Annotated in this window: 18 protein-coding genes and 1 tRNA gene; 10 read left to right on the top strand and 9 right to left on the bottom strand. The window is 72.5% G+C overall.

All coding sequences use genetic code 11. The features are described 5' to 3' along the window. Positions 1-34: 34 nt before the first annotated feature. The 3 genes from ACZ64A_RS29075 to ACZ64A_RS29065 all read right to left on the bottom strand — a co-directional run bounded on the left by ACZ64A_RS29075 (position 35) and on the right by ACZ64A_RS29065 (position 2,753). The gene (locus ACZ64A_RS29075) at positions 35-862 is read right to left on the bottom strand and encodes a chaplin (protein WP_469814506.1); all 828 of its coding nucleotides are present in this window, start codon (positions 860-862) and stop codon (positions 35-37) included. Positions 863-1,036: 174 nt separating this feature from the next. Further along, positions 1,037-1,270, bottom strand: a complete 234-nt coding sequence (gene chpH, locus ACZ64A_RS29070; RefSeq protein ID WP_469814504.1) for a chaplin ChpH — start codon at positions 1,268-1,270, stop codon at positions 1,037-1,039. 157 nt (positions 1,271-1,427) lie between these two features. Further along, entirely contained in the window at positions 1,428-2,753 is a 1,326-nt protein-coding gene (locus ACZ64A_RS29065) for a M20/M25/M40 family metallo-hydrolase (protein ID WP_469814503.1), read from the bottom strand. Between the two features lie 207 nt (positions 2,754-2,960). Here ACZ64A_RS29065 and ACZ64A_RS29060 point away from each other — a divergent pair. Together ACZ64A_RS29060 and ACZ64A_RS29055 are read left to right on the top strand one after the other, a co-directional pair. Next, positions 2,961-3,045 (top strand) — tRNA-Leu (locus tag ACZ64A_RS29060). Positions 3,046-3,120: 75 nt separating this feature from the next. Next, positions 3,121-3,498, top strand: coding sequence for a YchJ family protein (locus ACZ64A_RS29055; RefSeq protein WP_469814502.1), 378 nt, complete (start codon positions 3,121-3,123; stop codon positions 3,496-3,498). A 7-nt stretch (positions 3,499-3,505) separates the two neighbouring features. On the opposite strand, the gene ACZ64A_RS29050 is transcribed toward ACZ64A_RS29055, so the two are convergent. Next, a complete protein-coding gene (locus tag ACZ64A_RS29050) occupies positions 3,506-4,207 on the bottom strand; it encodes a FadR/GntR family transcriptional regulator (RefSeq protein ID WP_469814500.1) in 702 nt (233 codons plus the stop codon). Between the two features lie 130 nt (positions 4,208-4,337). On the opposite strand from ACZ64A_RS29050, the gene ACZ64A_RS29045 reads away from it, so the two are divergent. Next, complete coding sequence (locus tag ACZ64A_RS29045) at positions 4,338-4,859, top strand: gluconokinase (RefSeq protein WP_469814498.1); 522 nt, start codon at positions 4,338-4,340, stop codon at positions 4,857-4,859. Positions 4,860-4,974: 115 nt separating this feature from the next. Then, positions 4,975-6,372, top strand: coding sequence for a GntP family permease (locus ACZ64A_RS29040; RefSeq protein ID WP_469814497.1), 1,398 nt, complete (start codon positions 4,975-4,977; stop codon positions 6,370-6,372). A 95-nt stretch (positions 6,373-6,467) separates the two neighbouring features. Here the strand turns inward: ACZ64A_RS29040 and ACZ64A_RS29035 are convergent, their stop codons facing one another. From ACZ64A_RS29035 to ACZ64A_RS29020, 4 genes are all read right to left on the bottom strand, one after another. Next, positions 6,468-7,097 (bottom strand): cytochrome b/b6 domain-containing protein, encoded by a 630-nt coding sequence (locus ACZ64A_RS29035; RefSeq protein WP_469814495.1) that lies wholly within the window; start codon positions 7,095-7,097, stop codon positions 6,468-6,470. Continuing rightward, entirely contained in the window at positions 7,081-7,809 is a 729-nt protein-coding gene (locus ACZ64A_RS29030) for a molybdopterin-dependent oxidoreductase (RefSeq protein ID WP_469814493.1), read from the bottom strand. Before ACZ64A_RS29030 ends, ACZ64A_RS29035 begins: the two co-directional genes overlap by 17 nt. Before the next feature lie 66 nt (positions 7,810-7,875). Then, a complete protein-coding gene (locus ACZ64A_RS29025) occupies positions 7,876-9,426 on the bottom strand; it encodes an APC family permease (RefSeq protein WP_469814491.1) in 1,551 nt (516 codons plus the stop codon). Between the two features lie 61 nt (positions 9,427-9,487). After that, entirely contained in the window at positions 9,488-10,438 is a 951-nt protein-coding gene (locus ACZ64A_RS29020; RefSeq protein ID WP_469814490.1) for a hypothetical protein, read from the bottom strand. A gap of 515 nt (positions 10,439-10,953) precedes the next feature. On the opposite strand from ACZ64A_RS29020, the gene ACZ64A_RS29015 reads away from it, so the two are divergent. From ACZ64A_RS29015 to ACZ64A_RS29000, 4 genes are all read left to right on the top strand, one after another. Further along, positions 10,954-11,847, top strand: coding sequence for a DMT family transporter (locus ACZ64A_RS29015; protein WP_469814488.1), 894 nt, complete (start codon positions 10,954-10,956; stop codon positions 11,845-11,847). 71 nt (positions 11,848-11,918) lie between these two features. Then, positions 11,919-12,434, top strand: a complete 516-nt coding sequence (locus tag ACZ64A_RS29010; RefSeq protein ID WP_469814487.1) for an NUDIX hydrolase — start codon at positions 11,919-11,921, stop codon at positions 12,432-12,434. A 36-nt stretch (positions 12,435-12,470) separates the two neighbouring features. Further along, positions 12,471-12,863, top strand: coding sequence for a YidH family protein (locus ACZ64A_RS29005; RefSeq protein WP_469814486.1), 393 nt, complete (start codon positions 12,471-12,473; stop codon positions 12,861-12,863). Then, positions 12,860-13,198, top strand: a complete 339-nt coding sequence (locus ACZ64A_RS29000) for a DUF202 domain-containing protein (protein WP_469814485.1) — start codon at positions 12,860-12,862, stop codon at positions 13,196-13,198. The genes ACZ64A_RS29005 and ACZ64A_RS29000 overlap by 4 nt, the downstream gene beginning before the upstream one ends. Positions 13,199-13,467: 269 nt before the next feature. Here the strand turns inward: ACZ64A_RS29000 and ACZ64A_RS28995 are convergent, their stop codons facing one another. Then, a complete protein-coding gene (locus tag ACZ64A_RS28995; RefSeq protein ID WP_469814484.1) occupies positions 13,468-14,403 on the bottom strand; it encodes an NADP-dependent oxidoreductase in 936 nt (311 codons plus the stop codon). Between the two features lie 181 nt (positions 14,404-14,584). Here ACZ64A_RS28995 and ACZ64A_RS28990 point away from each other — a divergent pair, with 181 nt between their 5' ends. After that, the gene (locus ACZ64A_RS28990; protein ID WP_469814483.1) at positions 14,585-15,631 is read left to right on the top strand and encodes a phosphotransferase family protein; all 1,047 of its coding nucleotides are present in this window, start codon (positions 14,585-14,587) and stop codon (positions 15,629-15,631) included. Between the two features lie 3 nt (positions 15,632-15,634). After that, positions 15,635-16,849, top strand: a complete 1,215-nt coding sequence (locus ACZ64A_RS28985; RefSeq protein ID WP_469814482.1) for an acyl-CoA dehydrogenase — start codon at positions 15,635-15,637, stop codon at positions 16,847-16,849. Positions 16,850-16,940 lie beyond the last annotated feature (91 nt).

Genomic DNA, 16,940 nt, shown 5'->3' with positions numbered 1-16,940 from the left:
GCTCCGTTCGTGTGCCGTCGTGGCACGGTGCCGCTCAGGCCGAGGCGCGCGCCTTGCGGTACATCACCGCTCCGGCGAGCAGGGCGCCCGCGCCCACCGGCAGGACGACGCCCATGGGCAGGTCACTGCCGGTGTGGGCGAGCTGGTCCGAGCTCCCGGCCGGGCTGACCGAGTGGCTGCTGGGCTGCTGGGAGTGGCCGGGCGTCCCGGGCGTCTGGTGCCCCGGAGTGGTCGGGGTGGCCGGCGTACCGGGGTGACCCGGGGTGCCGGGGTGGCCGGGGTGACCCGGGTGACCCGGGTGGCCAGGGGTACCGGGGTTGCCCGGGGTCCCGGGGTTGCCGGGCGGGGTCCCCCCGCCGCCCGGAGGGGTGTGGGCACCCCCGCCGTTGGCGCAGTTGTTGCCCATGGCCGGGTTGAGCGCCCCGACGACGTCGACGCTGTTGCCGCACACGTTGACCGGGACGTCGACCGGCGCCTCGACGTGGTTGCCGGAGCCGACACCGGGCGAGTCACTGGTGTGTCCGCCGGCCTGCGCGCCGCCCGAGCCACCGGATCCGCCGGAGCTTCCGGAACCGCCGTGCCCGCCGGAGCCGCCGTGTCCGCCGGAGCCGCCGTGCGCGCCCGTGTTGGCGCAGGAGTTGCCCATCGCCGGGTTGAGCGCCCCGACGACGTCGACCGTGTTGCCGCACACGTTCACCGGGACGTGCACCGGCGCCTGGACCGAGTTGCCGGACAGCACGCCCGGCGAGTTGGAGGCGGAGCCGCTCGCGCCCGAGTCGGCGTGGGCGTAACCGCCGGCGGCGGCGAGCACGCCGGTCGCTGCCGCCACCGTCATGAGGCTTTTGCGGGTGACCTGTCGCATTGCTGAATTCCTGCCTTCCGCGATGTCTCGCACATCAACTCGCAGATCAAGTCGCTTCGTGAAACGCGCAAAAGACCGAACGGCCCCGGAGCGCATGGCGCGCGCTCCGGGGCCGACGGTGTGGACGACCCTCAGAGGACCGACCCGCGAAGGACCAACCCCCGGAAGGGGACGTCAGTCGTTGACGCAGGTGTTGCCGAAGGCGGGGTTCAGGAGCCCGATCACGTTGATCGTGTTGCCGCACACGTTCACCGGGACGTGCACGGGCACCTGAATGACGTTGCCGGACACGACGCCCGGGGACTGCACGGCGGCACCCTGGGCACCGGCGTCGGCGACGGCCAGGCCCGCACCCGCGAGAACCAGCCCACCGGTGGCAGCCGCAGCAGCGACGACCTTCTTGATCATTATTCCTCCTTGTTGGCAAAAGCGATCCCAGCGTTGCGGACCGCATCACCTGTAACGAGGAGGGTGTAATGAGGCTACGAGCGTATCGTCGCATTCACTCTTCTCAGTGGTTGCCGCACGCACGCCCGATTTCAACGGCCGAATTCAGCAAGGCCTTTCAGGACGCGTCGATGAAGCGGTCGAGCACCCGTACACCGAACTTCAGCCCGTCCACCGGCACTCGCTCGTCGACGCCGTGGAACATGCCGGCGAAGTCCAGCTCCGGCGGCAGCTTAAGCGGCGCGAAGCCGAAACCGCGGATACCGAGGTCGTCGAAGGACTTGGCGTCGGTGCCGCCGGAGAGCATGTACGGGATCGCCTTGGCGGCCGGGTCCTCGGCGACCAGCGCGGACTGCATGGCCTCCACCAGCGCGCCGTCGAAGGAGGTTTCGACGGCCTTGTCGGCGTGTACGTCCTCGCGGCGGACGTGCGGGCCGAGGAGCCGGTCGAGGTCGGTGAGGAACTCCTCCTCGTGACCGGGCAGGAAGCGGCCGTCGATGTGCGCGGTGGCCTCGCCGGGGATGACGTTGACCTTGTAACCGGCGTTCAGCTGGGTGGGGTTGGCGGTGTTGCTGAGCGTGGCGCCGATCAGCTTGGCGATGCCGCCGAGCCGGGCGAGGGTGGACTCCATGTCCTCCGGGTCCAGTTCGGTGCCGAGGGCGTCGCCGAGTTCGTCGAGGAAGGCGCGGGTGGTCTTGGTGACCCGCACCGGGAACTTGTGCCGGCCGACCCGGGCGACGGCCTCGCTCAGCTCGGTGATCGCGTTGTCCCGGTGGATCATCGAGCCGTGCCCGGCGGTGCCGGCCACGGTGAGCTTCATCCAGTGCATGCCCTTCTCGGCCGTCTGGATCAGATACAGCCGTCGCTGCTCGCTGACGGTGAAGGAGAAACCGCCGACCTCGCTGATCGCCTCGGTGACGCCCTCGAAGAGGTCCGGGTGGTGGTCGACGAGGTGACGGGCGCCGTAGGTGCCGCCCGCCTCCTCGTCGGCGAGGAAGGCGACGACGATGTCGCGCGGGGGCCGGCGCCCGGAGCGCAGCCTGTCGCGCACGACGGCGAGCGTCATCGCGTCCATGTCCTTCATGTCGACCGCCCCGCGGCCCCAGACGCAGCCGTCGGCGACCTCGCCGGAGAACGGGTCGTGGGTCCAGTCGGCGGCGTTGGCCGGCACGACGTCGAGGTGGCCGTGGATGAGCAGCGCGGGCCGGGACGGGTCCTCGCCCTCGATGCGGGCCACCGTGGAGGCGCGGCCGGGGTGCGACTCGAAGATCTTGGGCTCGAGGCCGACCTCGGCGAGCTTCTCGGCGACGTACTCGGCCGCCTTGCGTTCACCGGGGCCGGAGTGGTCGCCGTAGTTGCTGGTGTCGAACCGGATCAGCTCGCGGCAGAGGTCCACGACCTCGTCCTCGCCGGTGACGCCCCTGGCCGTGTCCGTCTCGCTCACGCTGCTTCCTCCCGGTGTCACTGCGGTGTCCCTGCTGGTGGTCCCCCTCATCCTCCCCCCGCCCCCCGCCGTGGCCCAAGACCGGTCCCGGCCCGTCACACCCCGTTCACGTGAGGACGGCCGCACCGGGGGGTGATCGGCCACCCCGGAAAGCCTGGTAATGTTTACGTCGTCGCCGCGAGGGAAACCCCGCACGACAGACACCTTGTCCGGGTGGCGGAATGGCAGACGCGCTAGCTTGAGGTGCTAGTGCCCTTTATCGGGCGTGGGGGTTCAAGTCCCCCCTCGGACACAGCGAGAAGGCCCCTGCTCAGCGGGGGCCTTCGGCGTTTTCGCAGCGCCCCGGCGACCGGGCACAATGGCGGCCATGACGACGCGTTCCTGCCCCTGCGGACTGCCGGAGCCGTACGCCGCGTGCTGCGGCCGCTACCACCGCGGCGAGGCGGCCGCGCCGACGGCCGAGGCACTGATGCGCTCGCGCTACAGCGCGTTCGTGCAGGGCGACGCCGGATACCTGCTGCGCACCTGGCACCCGCGGACCCGGCCGGCGCGGCTCGATCTGGACCCCCGGATGCGCTGGACCGGGCTGGAGATCCTCGCCACGAGCGACGGCTCGGCGTTCCACTCCAGCGGGACGGTGACGTTCCGCGCCTCCTACCGGGGCGGTTCGCTGCAGGAGCACAGCCGTTTCGAGCGGGTCGACGGGGCGTGGGTGTACGTCGACGGCGACTTCCCCGAAGCCTGAGCCGGACTCAGGGCGCCAGGATGTCCAGTTCCTGCAGCGCCCCGACCGTGATCTGACGGGTCAGCTCTTCCGCGCGCTCGGCGTCGCGTGCCCGGACCGCCTCCGCGACGCGGACATGGAGCGTGACGGCGGCCGGGTCCGGGTCCTCGAACATCACCTCGTGCTCGGTGCGGCCCGTGAGGACCTCGGCGACGACGTCGCCGAGGCGGGCGAACATCTCGTTGCCGGAAGCGGCGAGGATCACCCGGTGGAAGGCCACGTCGTGCAGGAGGTAGCCCTCCAGCCGGTGGCCGCGGGAGTTGGCGACCATGCCGAGGGCGCACTCCGTGAGTTCGGCGCACTGCTCGGCGGTGGCGTTGCGGGCGGCGAGGCCGGCCGCGACCGGTTCGACGGCCGAGCGCAGCACGGTCAGTGAGCGCAGCTGGTGCGGCCGGTCCGCGCCGGCCAGGCGCCAGCGGATGACCTGCGGGTCGTAGACGTTCCACTCGGCCTTCGGGCGCACGGTCACGCCGACCCGGCGGCGTGACTCCACCAGGTGCATCGACTCCAGGACCCGGACCGCCTCGCGCATCACGGAACGTGACACCTCGAAGCGCTGAGCGAGTTCGTCGGTGCGCAGCACGCTGCCCGGAGGGTACTCGCCCGCGGTGATGGCGGGGCCGAGGGTGTCCAGTACATGGCCGTGCAGACCCCGGCCCGGAGTGGTCATGCACACAGAGTACGGGCCGGATCACGGGAACAAAAAGTCAGACTTATTTGTCACAGACTCTTGAATTCGTCGTACCTAATGGGTTTCAGTAGCCCGGCATCAACGTGTCGACGAGGACAGCGAGGCAGCGATGAACACCCCCCACGTCGTCGTGGTCATGGGCGTGGCAGGCACCGGCAAGACGACCATCGGTCCCCTGCTGGCCGCCCGGCTCGGCGTCCCGTACGCCGAAGGCGACGACTTCCATCCCGCGGCCAACATCGCCAAGATGTCGGCCGGCGTACCGCTCACCGACGAGGACAGGTGGCCGTGGCTGGACGCCATCGGCGCCTGGGCGGACGGCCGGGCGGGGCTCGGCGGGGTGGTCAGCTCCTCGGCGCTGAAGCGGTCGTACCGCGACCGGCTGCGCGCCGCCGCGCCCGGGCTGGTGTTCGTGCACCTGACCGGTGACCGCGCTCTCATCGCCGACCGGATGGCGCACCGCCAGGGTCACTTCATGCCCACGGCACTGCTCGACTCCCAGTTCGCCACGCTGCAGCCGCTCGGGGCGGACGAGGCGGGCGTCGAGGTGGACGTCGAGGGCAGCCCGGAGCAGATCACCGAGCGGGCCGTGTCCGCTCTGGCCGCGCTGCCCGAGCCGACGACCCGGTAACCCCCTCCGGGGTCCCGCCCCGGTCCCCCCTCCCCCGGGGTCCCGTCCCGGCCCTGCCCTCAGGGCCGTCGGCACCCCGTTCCCTCCATCCCCCGTAACCGCAAGGGAAACCCCCGTGACCAGACTCAGCGTCGAGATGCTGGCAGCGGACAAAGTCGAGCCGATCACCTCGGCCGGCCACGCCCAGCTGGGCATCGCCGTGCTGGCGGGCATCGCCGTCATCGTCCTGCTGATCACCAAATTCAAGCTCCACGCGTTCCTGTCCCTGACGCTCGGCACGCTCGTCCTCGGCGCGGTCGCCGGGGCGCCGCTCGACAAGGCCATCACCAGCTTCACCACCGGGCTCGGCTCCACCGTGGCCGGTGTGGGCGTCCTGATCGCCCTCGGTGCGATCCTCGGCAAGATGCTCGCCGACTCCGGCGGCGCCGATCAGATCGTGGACACGATCCTGGCCAAGGCCGGCGGGCGGGCCATGCCGTGGGCGATGGTGCTGATCGCCTCCCTGATCGGACTGCCGCTGTTCTTCGAGGTCGGCGTCGTGCTGCTGATCCCGGTCGTGCTGATGGTCGCCAAGCGCGGCAACTACTCCCTGATGCGGATCGGCATCCCGGCCCTGGCCGGTCTGTCGGTGATGCACGGGCTGGTCCCGCCGCACCCCGGTCCGCTCGTCGCGATCGACGCCGTGAAGGCCAACCTCGGCGTCACGCTGGCGCTCGGCGTCCTGATCGCCATCCCCACGGTGATCATCGCCGGCCCGCTGTTCTCGAAGGTCGCCGCCCGCTGGGTGGACGTCCAGGCACCGGAGCGGATGATCCCGCAGCGCGCCTCGGAGGAGCTGGAGAAGCGGCCGGGCTTCGGCCCGACGCTGGCCACGATCCTGCTCCCGGTCGTCCTGATGCTCTCCAAGGCACTGGTCGACATCACGGTCGACAACCCCGACAAGACCGTGCAGCGGATCTTCGACGTCGTCGGCTCGCCGCTCATCGCGCTGCTCGCCGCCGTGCTCGTGGGCATCTTCACGCTGCTGCGGCCCGCCGGGTTCGGCAAGGACCGCGTCTCGCCGCTGGTCGAGAAGGGTCTCGCGCCCATCGCCGGCATCCTGCTGATCGTCGGCGCGGGCGGCGGCTTCAAGCAGACGCTGATCGACACCGGCGTGGGCCAGATGATCCTGGACGTCTCCAAGGACTGGAACATCCCGGCGCTGCTGCTGGCCTGGCTGATCGCGGTGGCGATCCGGCTGGCCACCGGTTCCGCGACCGTCGCCACGGTCTCGGCGGCCGGCCTGGTCGCGCCGCTCGCTGCGGACATGTCGACCACGCACACGGCCCTGCTCGTCCTGGCCGTCGGCGCGGGCTCCCTCTTCTTCAGCCATGTCAACGACGCCGGCTTCTGGCTGGTGAAGGAGTACTTCGGGCTGAACGTCGGCCAGACCATCAAGACCTGGTCGATCATGGAGACGATCATCTCGGTGGTCGCGGGCGGCCTGGTGCTGCTGCTGTCCCTGGTCATATAGGGGTCCCTGATCACATGCGGTCCCTGGTCAAACAGGTACCGCATGGGATGGTCGTACAGGGACCGCTCGATCGATGACGACACACCCGCTGTGGCCTACGGGCGCCACAGCGGGTGTTCGCGTTCCGCCCACCACCGGCCGACCAGGCCCGTGCGCAGTCCGCGGCGGGCCTCCGGATCGCCCAGGGCCATGCCGATGTGCCCGGCCAGGACCACACCGATGGTCAGGGCCAGCCAGTCGTGCACGAAGGTCGCGCTGGTGCGCCACTTCAGCGGGGTGAGGTGCGTGAACCACATCAGCAGCCCGGTGCCGAGCATGACCAGCGTCGCCCCGGCGATCCAGGCGGCGTAGATCTTCTGCCCGGCGTTGAACTTGCCCGCGGGGCGCGAGGAGTGCCGCTTGTCGCGCCGCAGCGCGGCGCGCAGCCAGCGGCGGTCGTGCGCGCCGAAGCGGTTGAGCCGGCCGAGGTCGGCGCGGAACGCCCGGGAGGCGAGGCCCAGCAGCACGGGCACGGGCAGGGCGAGGCCGGCGCACTCGTGGACGCGGACCACCAGCTCGCGGCGGCCGACGAGTTCGGCGAGCTGCGGGACGTACAGGAAGGCCGCGGTCACCACGCAGACGCCCATCAGCGCGGCCGTCGTGCGGTGGATCCAGCGCTCGGCCGGGCTGAAGCGCCGTACCTGCCCCGTGGCCGGGGCCGTGGGGGCGTCAGCTCGTAGGCTCATCGTCACGTCCGTTCGAGCGGCCGACCCAGGCGTCGACGTCGTAGCCGCGCTCTTCCCAGTAGCCGGGCTCGACCCCGTCGGTGACGGTGATGCCGGAGAGCCACTTGGCGGACTTGTAGAAGTACATGGGGGCGACATAGAGGCGGACCGGGCCGCCGTGGGCGTGGCCCAGGTCCTTGTCCTGCATGCGCAGCGCCACCAGGACGTCGGGGCGGCGGGCCTGGGCGAGCGTGAGGGACTCGCTGTAGGTGCCGTCGAAGCAGGTGAAGCGGATGGCGCGGGCGGTGGGGCGCACTCCGGCGGCGTCCAGCAGCCGGGAGAGGCGTACGCCCTGGAAGGCGGTGCCGGGGACGCGCCAGCCGGTGACGCACTGGACGTCCTTGACGATCCGGGTCTGGGGCAGGGCCCGCAGCTCGGCCAGGGTGTAGCCGCGGGGGTGGTCGACCAGGCCGTTCACGGTGAGGCGGTAGTCCCGTGCGCCGAGGTGCGGCACCGACGCGGCGACGGAGTAGTAGCGGAAGCCGCCGCCGTTGGGCAGCAGTCCGGTCAGGCCGGTGGGGTCGCCGCTGGACAGGGACTCCAGCCCGTTCTGCAGCGCGGGCGCGGTGAGCAGGCCCAGGGCGCCCAGGCCCAGGGTGCCGAGCAGGACGCGGCGGCCGATCGGGCGGCCTTCCTCGTCGGGCCCGGGCGGTGGTGGTGGTTCGGGGTTCACCTCTTCATTCGAGCACCCGGGAACCCCTGGGAGAAGGGTTCCCGGGCGGGCGTCAGATTTTCGTCATCACTGCTCGCCCGGACCGGAGGCGGCGGCCGCCTTGTCCAGCTGGAATGCCTCGTTGCCGAGGCCGATACGGGCGTGCGCCCGCGGGTTGCGGGAGCGCAGCAGCAGGCCCTGCGCCAGCCCGGCGACCAGGGCGAGGCCGATGACGGCGGGCAGCGCCCAGCTGAGGGTGGAGCCGGGGCCGGCGCCGACCAGGACGTCGAAGTCCTTGACGGTGTAGCCGGCGAGCACCAGCAGGGCGAGCCCGGCCAGCGCGGAGGTGAGGAGCCGCCATGCCTGGGCGCGGGCGGCGCCGCGCCGGACGAAGAAGACGATCACGGACAGCGAGGCGGCGGCCATCAGCAGGATCACGCCGAGTGCGCCGAGGTTGCCGCACCAGGTGAACAGGTGCAGCACGGGCGCGGTCGGGTCGCCCGTGGGCTTGCCGTCGGTGACGGCGAAGAGGATCACGACGGCGGCGGACACGGCGGTCTGCAGCAGCGAGCCGGTGCCGGGTGCGCCGCTCGCGCCGGTCGTGCGGCCGAAGGCGCGCGGCAGCAGGCCCTCGCGGCCCATGGCGAAGGCGTAGCGGGCGACGACGTTGTGGAAGCTGAGGGTGGCGGCGAACATGCCGGTCACGAACAGCACGTGCAGGACGTCGGTGAAGGTGGCGCCGAGCCGGGACTCGGTGAGTGCGAACAGCAGTCCGGCGCTCTCCTTCTGTGCGGTGCCGACGATCTGCGAGGGGCCGGTGGCGACGGTGAGGGCCCAGGAGCTGATCGCGAAGAACACGGCGACGGAGGCGACGGCGAGGAACATCACACGCGGCACCAGGACGTGGGGGCGGCTGGTCTCCTCGGCGTACACGGGCGCCTGTTCGAAGCCGGTGAAGGCGGCGATGCAGAAGCACAGGGCGGTGGAGACACCGGCGCCGGTGAGGGTGGCGGGGTCGAAGGCGTGCAGGGACAGGCCTTCCTTGCCGGGGTCGGAGATCGCCGCGATGTCGAAGATCACGACGAGGGCGACCTCGATGACGAGGAGGACGCCGAGCACGCGCGCGTTGACGTCGATCTTCAGCCAGCCGAGCGCGCCGACGACGGCGACCGCGAGCAGCGCCGGTATCCACCAGGCGACGGTGACGTCGGCGTAGGTGGCGAGCAGCCCGGAGACCTCGAAGCCGAAGATGCCGTAGATGCCGACCTGGAGGGAGCTGTAGGCGACGAGGGCGACCAGGGCCGCGCCGGCGCCGGCGGTGCCGCCGAGGCCGCGGGCGATGTAGGCGTAGAAGGCGCCCGCGTTGTGGACGTGCCGGCTCATCTCGGCGTAGCCGACGCTGAACAGGACCAGGACCGCGCCGAGCGCGACGAAGAGCAGCGGCTGGCCGACGATGCCCATCACCGCGTACGTCGTCGGCATGACGCCGGCGACGACCATGAGCGGGGCGGTCGCGGCGAGCACCGAGAGCAGCAGACCGGAGGTGCCGAGGCGGTCGGCGCGCAGGGCCCGGTCGGGGCCCAGGTAGGTGCTGATGTCGTCGGCGGGTCTGGTGGTGCGGGGACTGCCGGTCGTCATGCGGGGTCCTTTCGGGGGCGGGGGCCTCGCGGGCGGGGGCCCGTGGGGGCCGAGCGGGGAGTCAGCCGGTTCCGAGGGCGCGGTCGCGGGCGGCGCGGAAGGCTGCGTAGGGGTCGCGGTCGGGATAGGACCAGGGCGCGGGGGTGGCGTGTTCGCCGATGCGGTGGAAGAGGGCGGCGGCCTCGGCGCCGCGGCCCTCGCAGACCTTGGCGTGGGCGAGGTGGTTGAGGTCGACCAGGCGCCGGGGGTGGCCCTCGTGCTCCCATTCCAGCCACCAGTCGAAGGCGGCCTTCATCACCTGCCGGGCGCGGCGGTCGGTCCAGTGGCCGGAGGCGGGCGGGTCGGTGGAGACATGGCCGGCTCGGGCGAGGACGCGGTAGCGCTCGGCGTGCGCGATGACGGGGAGCATCGCCAGCGGGGAGTCGGCGGGTGCCTGTTCGGCGGCCCAGGCGGCGAAGTCGTACACCTCGTGCAACGGGTCGGGGCCGACGTCGGCGCGGCGCTCGGCGAGCCGGGCGACCATCAGGTGGTGGGCGTGGTGGTGGTCGGAGTGCCGGGCGCGCACATGCTCGAAGGTGCGGACGACCGCGGTGTCGTCCCCGTGGGTGCGTTCCAGCAGGAGCAGGGCCAGCCAGGGCGTGGGGTCGGCCGGGGCGAGCGCGGCGGCGGCGTGGCAGGCCTCGCGGGCGGCGTCGGGCTTGCCCTTGCCGCGCAGGGCGCGCTGGACGCGGGCGGCGGCGAGCAGCACGGCGGCGTCGACGGAGTCGGGTTCGGCGAGGAGCCAGTCCTTGGCCCAGGCGGCGCTGTAGGACTCGGCGGCCAGGACGACGACGCGGTGGCCGCGGCGGTCGTGGTCGTCGCCGGTGAGCGCCAGCAGCGAGCGCGCGGACTGCCACCGGCCCTGCGCCAGGGCGGCGCGGGTGGCGACGAGTTCGGCGTCGTCGAGGGCGGCGTCGAAGGCGTGGGCGGCGCGTCTGCGGCCGCGGCCCAGGGGAGGCGGGGGTGGGGGCACCGCGGGGCTACCTCGTGTTCCGTGTTCCTGGTGCGTGATGGCGGTCCGCTGTCGGAGGGCTGGTCGGGCTCCTCCACGGACGGGCATGCACCTGCCACCGTGCGATTACGCACAGCCAACCGTCAGCGGGTGAGGCGCGTCAAGGGCCGACGGGCCGATGACACGCGTCAACTGACCGCTGGTTGGCGGGATTTGAGCGGTACCGCCCGCGGTGACCCGGCCCGGCGGTGCGGTGGCGCCGCCGGGCCGGGACGGCGTACGGCCGGGTGGTACGGCCCGAGGGGACGGTGTGCGCCCGGCTGGTACGGCCCGAGGGGACGGCGTGCGCCCGGCTGGTACGGCCCGACGGGGCGGCGTACGCCCGGGTGGTAGGGGCGGCCCCGACGGACTGGAACGCCCGGGTGGGGGCAGACGCAAGGGACCGTTCCGCGTACTCCGGGGGCGCCGTGAGTCCCGGGACGTTAGAGTCGGGCCTCACGACCCCGTGACCCGACCGGACGATCGAGGGACGCAGCGTGTCGGTTCTGGTTCTTGTCCTCGCCGTGAGTGCCGCGTGCTGTGTGGGTTTCGGTTTCGTCCTGCAGCAGAGCGCGGCGCAGCGGGCGCCGCTCGGTGACTTCCTCTCACCCCGGCTGCTGCTGAACCTGATGCGGGTACCCAGCTGGCTGGGCGGACTCGCGATGATGGTGGCCGGGATGGTCCTCGGCGCGATCGCGCTCGGCCGGGGCGAGGTGTCCCTGGTCGAACCGCTGCTGGCGACCAACCTGCTGTTCGCGCTGGCGCTCTCCCGGCACCGCACCCGGCAGCCGCTGGGCCGTCAGGGCTGGGCGGGACTGGCGCTGCTGGCGGGCGGGGTGAGCGCGTTCATCCTGGCGGGTCAGCCGCGCGGCGGGAGCGCGGTGACCGATCCGGTGCGCCACTGGGTGATCATCGGCGTGATGACCGGTGCGGCGCTGCTGCTGGCCGCCTGCGCCAAACGCTCCCGGCTGAACCGGGGCCCGGTCCTGCTCGCCCTCGCGGCCGGTCTGCTCTACGGCGTCCAGGACGCCCTGACCCGGGTCAGCGGGCAGCGCTTCTCCGACGGCGGCACGGCCGAACTGCTCACCGGCTGGCAGCCGTACGCGGTGCTGGCGCTCGGGGTCACCGGACTGCTCCTGGTCCAGAGCGCGTTCGAGACGGCTCCGCTGCGCATGTCGCTGCCCGCGCTCACCGCGGCGCAGCCGCTGGCGGGGATCGCCTGCGGTGTCGGCTTCCTCGGCGACCGGCTGCACACCGACACCGGTGCGCTGGCCTGGGAGGCGGCGGGCCTCGCCGCGATCGTCACGGGCATCGTCCTGCTGGGCCTGCACCCGTGCCTGCCGCAGGGCACGGCGGGCGAGGAACGCGTGGACGCCCTCCAGGGGCGCTGACCGGGCCCGCCGGACCGGCCCCCGACACCGGCCCCCGGCATCGGGGTGCGGGGTCCTGCTTGGATGGCTCCATGAACCCTGCTGACGAGATCCTCGACATCGTCGACGAGAACGACCGGGTCGTCGGGCAGTCGCCGCGCGGCGAGGCGTACGCGGGCGGGCTGCGCCACCGGTGCGTCTTCATCCTGGCCCGGGACGCGGACGGCCGTGTCTTCGTGCACCGCCGGACCCCGACCAAGCTGGTCTTCCCCTCCCGCTACGACATGTTCGTCGGCGGGGTCGTCGGCGCGGGCGAGTCCTACGACGACGCCGCGCTGCGCGAGGCCGAGGAGGAACTGGGCGTGACGGGGCTGCCCCGCCCCACGTACCTGTTCAAGTTCCTCTACGACGACGGGGCCGGGTGCAGCTGGTGGTCGGCGGTGTACGAGGTCCGCTGCGAGCTGCCGGTGCGGCCGCAGGCGGAGGAGATCGCCTGGCACGCCTTCCTCACGGAGGAGGAGCTGCGCGGGCGGCTCGCCGAGTGGGAGTGGGTGCCGGACGGCATGTCCGCGTACGAACGGCTCGCGGACCGTCGCCCGGCGCACTGAGCGGGCGGCGCCGGCCGTGAGGATAGGGTCCTGCACGTGATCGAACTCGTACGGAACGTCCGGTTGTGGTTCGCGCCGGAGCGGGTGCGGGAGGAGGGCGGGACCCCCGACTACCGGTTCTCGCTGGCCAACGAGCGCACCTTCCTGGCCTGGCTGCGCACCGCGCTGGCGCTGATCGGCGGCGGGTTCGCGGTGGACCAGTTCCTGCCCGATCTGCGCTGGGGCTGGCGCGTGGGGCTCGCCCTCGCGCTGCTCGCCGCGGGTGTGCTGTGCGCGCTGCGGGCCATCAACCACTGGGTGCGCTGCGAGCGGGCGATGCGCCGCGGGGAGGATCTGCCGGTGTCCCGGTTCCCCGTGGTGCTGAGTCTCGTCATCGCCGTGGTCGCGGTGGCGATGGTCGTCGTCGTGCTCATCGGGTGGGCGGGGTGAGCGGTGCCCGCCGGCCGGGCGAGGTGAGCGACGCGCGGGATCCGGGGCTGCAGCCGGAGCGGACCCGGCTCGCCTGGCGTCGTACGACGCTGGCGTGCACGGTCGCGGCCGTGCTCGCCGTGCGGGCCGCGCTGCACGGCGGCGCGACGGCGGCCGGTGTCGTCGCGGCGGCGGTGTGCTGTGTGCTGTGGGTGGGCTTCCTGCTGGTCGGCCATCGCCGCATCCGTCTGCTGGCGGCGACGGGCCGCCCCCGGCCGATGCCCGCGCGGCTGGCCTCGGCGGCGGTGCTGTGCACGGTCGCGATGGCGGTGTGCGCGACGGCACTGGTGCTCTGAGCCGGGCGTGGGCGGCCTCGGGCGGCCCACGGAGCCGGCGCCGTGGGCCCGTTCTGCACCGCCTCCGGCGCGTCGGCCGGCCTCGGACGGAACCTGCGACCGTCAGGCCGTGACCCAGGTACCAGCCCTGCCCGGTGTCGGCCGGCCTCGGACGGAACCTGCGACCGTGAGGCCGTGGCCCAGGTACCAGCCCTGCCGGTGCATCGGCCGGCCTCCGGCGGCGCCGGGGGCCGTCAGGCCGCAGCCCCGGTGCCCTCGCCGCCGGTGGGTCAGCCGGTCTCGGGCACCGTCACCACGATCTTGCCGCGGGTGCGGCCCTCCTGGCTGTGCCGGTGGGCGTCCGCGGCGCGCTCCAGCGGGTAGGTCGCGTCGACGTGCACCGAGAGCGCGCCCTGGTCTGCGAGTTCCGACAGTTTGCGCAGGTCCTCGGCGTCGGGCCGGACCCACGCGTAGCGGCCGCCGTAGGTCAGCACGTCCGGGTCGGCGATCGAGGCGAGGCGGCCACCGGCGCTCAGAAGCGCCACGGAGGCCTGGAGGGCGTCGCCGCCGACGGTGTCGAAGGCGGCGTCCACGCCCTCGGGGGCGAGCCCCCGCACCCGGTCGGCCAGGCCCTCGCCGTAGCTCACCGGTTCGCCGCCCAGACCCCGCACGAAGTCGTGGTTGCGTTCGCTCGCCGTACCGATCACGCGGGCGCCGAAGTGCCGGGCCAGCTGGACGGCGATCGAGCCGACGCCGCCGGCCGCGGCGTGCACCAGCACCGTCTCGCCGCGCTTGACACCGAGCGCCTTGACCAGCACCTGGTAGGCGGTCAGCCCGGCCAGCGGCAGCCCGGCCGCCTGCTCGAAGGAGAGGCTGCGCGGCTTGGGGGCCAGGGTGCGCACGGGCGCGGCCACGTACTCGGCGAAGGTGCCGCGGGACAGGAAGTCCTCGCGGACGTACCCGATGACCTCGTCCCCTTCCGCGTACTCCGTGACGGAGACGCCGGGCCTGACCACCACGCCGGAGACGTCCCAGCCGGGCACCACCGGGAAGACGGAGTCGAACATGCCGTCCAGATAGCCCTCGCGGCACTTCCAGTCCACCGGGTTCACCGCCGCCGCCCGCACCTTCACCAGCACGGAGTCGGGGCCGACCTTGGGCTCGCGCACCTCCCCGTACTCCAGCACCTCGGGTCCGCCGTACCGGCTGTAGCTGATCGCCTTCATGGCACCGACCCTCGGGTGTCTCCGGGCGCCGCGCAAGCCCGGAGGGCCCACGCGGGCGCGGGTGCGCCGCGGGGGTCGTTGACTATCGTGGCACCGGTCACGTTCGGCCGGGGCACTGGACTACATACCGACCGGTCAGCATGATGGTGGACGTCACGTTCACCTGCCCGTAGGAGCGACGATGAGCCCCGACCACCCGCCCGGACTCGATCTCGACCGGCTGCGCGGTCTGCTGGAGCGCGAGCGGCCCGGTCTGGTGACCGGTCCCCTGACCGGCCGGCTGGTCGAGGGCGGACGGTCGAACCTGACGTATCTGGTCGGCGACGGCACGGGGCGGTGGGTCGTGCGCCGGCCCCCGCTCGGGCATGTGCTGGCCACCGCGCACGACATGAAGCGTGAGTTCCGGGTGATCAGCGCCCTGCATCCGACGAAGGTGCCGGTGCCCGAGCCGCTGCTGCTGTGCGAGGACGAGGAGGTGCTCGGCGCGCCCTTCTACGTCATGGAGTTCGTCGAGGGCACCCCGTACCGCACCGCCGAACAGCTCGCGCCGCTCGGCCCCGAGCGCACCCGGCAGGCGGTGCTCTCGCTCGTCGACACCCTCGTCGACCTGCACGCCGTGGACCCCGGCGAGGTCGGCCTCGGCGACTTCGGCCGCCCTGAGGGCTTCCTGGACCGGCAGCTGCGCCGCTGGGGCAAGCAGCTGGACGCCTCACGCAACCGCGAGCTGGCCGGCATCGACGAGCTGCACGCCGCGCTCGGCCGGCAGCTGCCCCACTCCCCCGCACCGACGGTCGTGCACGGCGACTACCGGCTGGACAACGTCCTGATCGGCACGGCGGACGAGCCGGACCAGGGCGCCGACCGGATCAAGGCGGTGCTCGACTGGGAGATGTCCACGCTCGGCGACCCGCTCACCGACCTGGGGCTGCTGGTGATGTACAGCCAGCCGCTCGGGATGCCCGACTCCCCCGTCTCCACCACCGCGCAGGCCCCGGGCCACCCGGCCCCGCGGGAACTGATCGAGCGGTACGCCGCGCGCTCGGGGCGCGACGTGTCGGCGGTGGACTGGTACACGGCGTTCGCCTGGTTCAAGCTCGCCGTCATCCTCGAGGGCATCCACTACCGCTACACCCTGGGCCAGACCGTCGGCCGCGGCTTCGACCGCATCGGCGAACTGGTCCCGGTCTTCATCGAGCACGGACTGACGACTCTGCAGAAGGGCGAGTAGGCCATGGACTTCGCGTTCGACGCACGCACCGAGGAACTGCGCGCCAAACTGCTCGCCTTCATGGACGAGTACGTCTACCCGGCGGAGGTGGTGGCCGAGGAGCAGCGGGCCGCGCTCGCCTCGCCGTGGGACACCCCGCAGATCGTGGAGGACCTCAAGGCCGAGGCCCGCCGCCAGGGCCTGTGGAACCTCTTCCTGCCGGACACGGAGTACGGCGCCGGGCTGAGCAACCTCCAGTACGCGCCGCTCGCCGAGATCACCGGCCGCTCCCCGCAGCTCGCGCCCACCGCGCTGAACTGCTCCGCGCCGGACACCGGCAACATGGAGGTGCTCGCGCAGTTCGGCGACGAGCAGCAGAAGAAGCAGTGGCTGGAGCCGCTGCTCGCCGGGGAGATCCGCTCGGCGTTCGCGATGACCGAGCCGGAGGTGGCCTCCTCCGACGCCACCAACATCACCACGCACATCGAGCGGGACGGCGACGAGTACGTCGTCACCGGCCGCAAGTGGTACATCTCCGGCGCGATGGACCCGCACTGCAAGATCTTCATCGTGATGGGCAAGACCGACCCGGACGGCGAGGACATCCGCCGTCAGCAGTCCATGGTCCTGGTGCCGCGCGACACTCCCGGCGTCACCGTCAAGCGCGCGATGCAGGTCTTCGGGTACGAGGACCACTACCACGGCGGGCACGCCGAGGTGATCTTCGACCACGCGCGCGTGCCCGTGACCAACCTGATCGGCGAGGAGGGCGGCGGCTTCGCCATCGCCCAGGCCCGGCTCGGCCCCGGCCGTATCCACCACTGCATGCGGCTGATCGGCATGGCCGAGCGGGCCATCGAGCTGATGTGCAGGCGGGCCGTCGGCCGCACCGCGTTCGGCAAGCCGCTCGCCCAGCAGGGCGTGGTCCAGAACTGGATCGCCGACGCCCGGGTGACGGTGGAACAGCTGCGGCTGCTGGTGCTGAAGACGGCCTGGCTGATGGACACCGTCGGCAACAAGGGCGCGCACACCGAGATCCAGTCCATCAAGATCGCCACGCCGCGTGCGGTGGTCTCCATCCTGGACCGGGCGATCCAGCTGCACGGCGCGGGCGGGGTGAGCCAGGACTTCCCGCTGGCCGAGCTGTACGCAGGGGCCCGCACCCTGATGCTCGCCGACGGCCCGGACGAGGTGCACCAGCGCTCCCTGGCCCGCAGGGAACTGAAGAAGTACCTCTAGGGCCTGTTGGTCGGATCACCCCGGCGACGCGGCCGGCCTGATCCGAACGACAGAGTCTAGTAGCCGCCGGAGTAGTGGTGGTCCTGGCGGG

The sequence above is a fragment of the Streptomyces sp. NPDC104814 genome, assembly GCF_055583185.1.
This window is presented reverse-complemented; position numbering and strand designations above follow the sequence as displayed.

Coding starts and splice junctions, on each gene's coding strand:
- ACZ64A_RS29025 (WP_469814491.1), bottom strand. CDS start 9,426: ATGACGACCGGCAGTCCCCGCACCACCAGACCCGCCGACGACATCAGC.
- ACZ64A_RS29050 (WP_469814500.1), bottom strand. CDS start 4,207: ATGACCACTCCGGGCCGGGGTCTGCACGGCCATGTACTGGACACCCTC.
- ACZ64A_RS28995 (WP_469814484.1), bottom strand. CDS start 14,403: ATGAAGGCGATCAGCTACAGCCGGTACGGCGGACCCGAGGTGCTGGAG.
- ACZ64A_RS28990 (WP_469814483.1), top strand. CDS start 14,585: ATGAGCCCCGACCACCCGCCCGGACTCGATCTCGACCGGCTGCGCGGT.
- ACZ64A_RS29075 (WP_469814506.1), bottom strand. CDS start 862: ATGCGACAGGTCACCCGCAAAAGCCTCATGACGGTGGCGGCAGCGACC.
- ACZ64A_RS29045 (WP_469814498.1), top strand. CDS start 4,338: ATGAACACCCCCCACGTCGTCGTGGTCATGGGCGTGGCAGGCACCGGC.
- chpH (WP_469814504.1), bottom strand. CDS start 1,270: ATGATCAAGAAGGTCGTCGCTGCTGCGGCTGCCACCGGTGGGCTGGTT.
- ACZ64A_RS29035 (WP_469814495.1), bottom strand. CDS start 7,097: ATGAGCCTACGAGCTGACGCCCCCACGGCCCCGGCCACGGGGCAGGTA.
- ACZ64A_RS28985 (WP_469814482.1), top strand. CDS start 15,635: ATGGACTTCGCGTTCGACGCACGCACCGAGGAACTGCGCGCCAAACTG.
- ACZ64A_RS29055 (WP_469814502.1), top strand. CDS start 3,121: ATGACGACGCGTTCCTGCCCCTGCGGACTGCCGGAGCCGTACGCCGCG.
- ACZ64A_RS29010 (WP_469814487.1), top strand. CDS start 11,919: ATGAACCCTGCTGACGAGATCCTCGACATCGTCGACGAGAACGACCGG.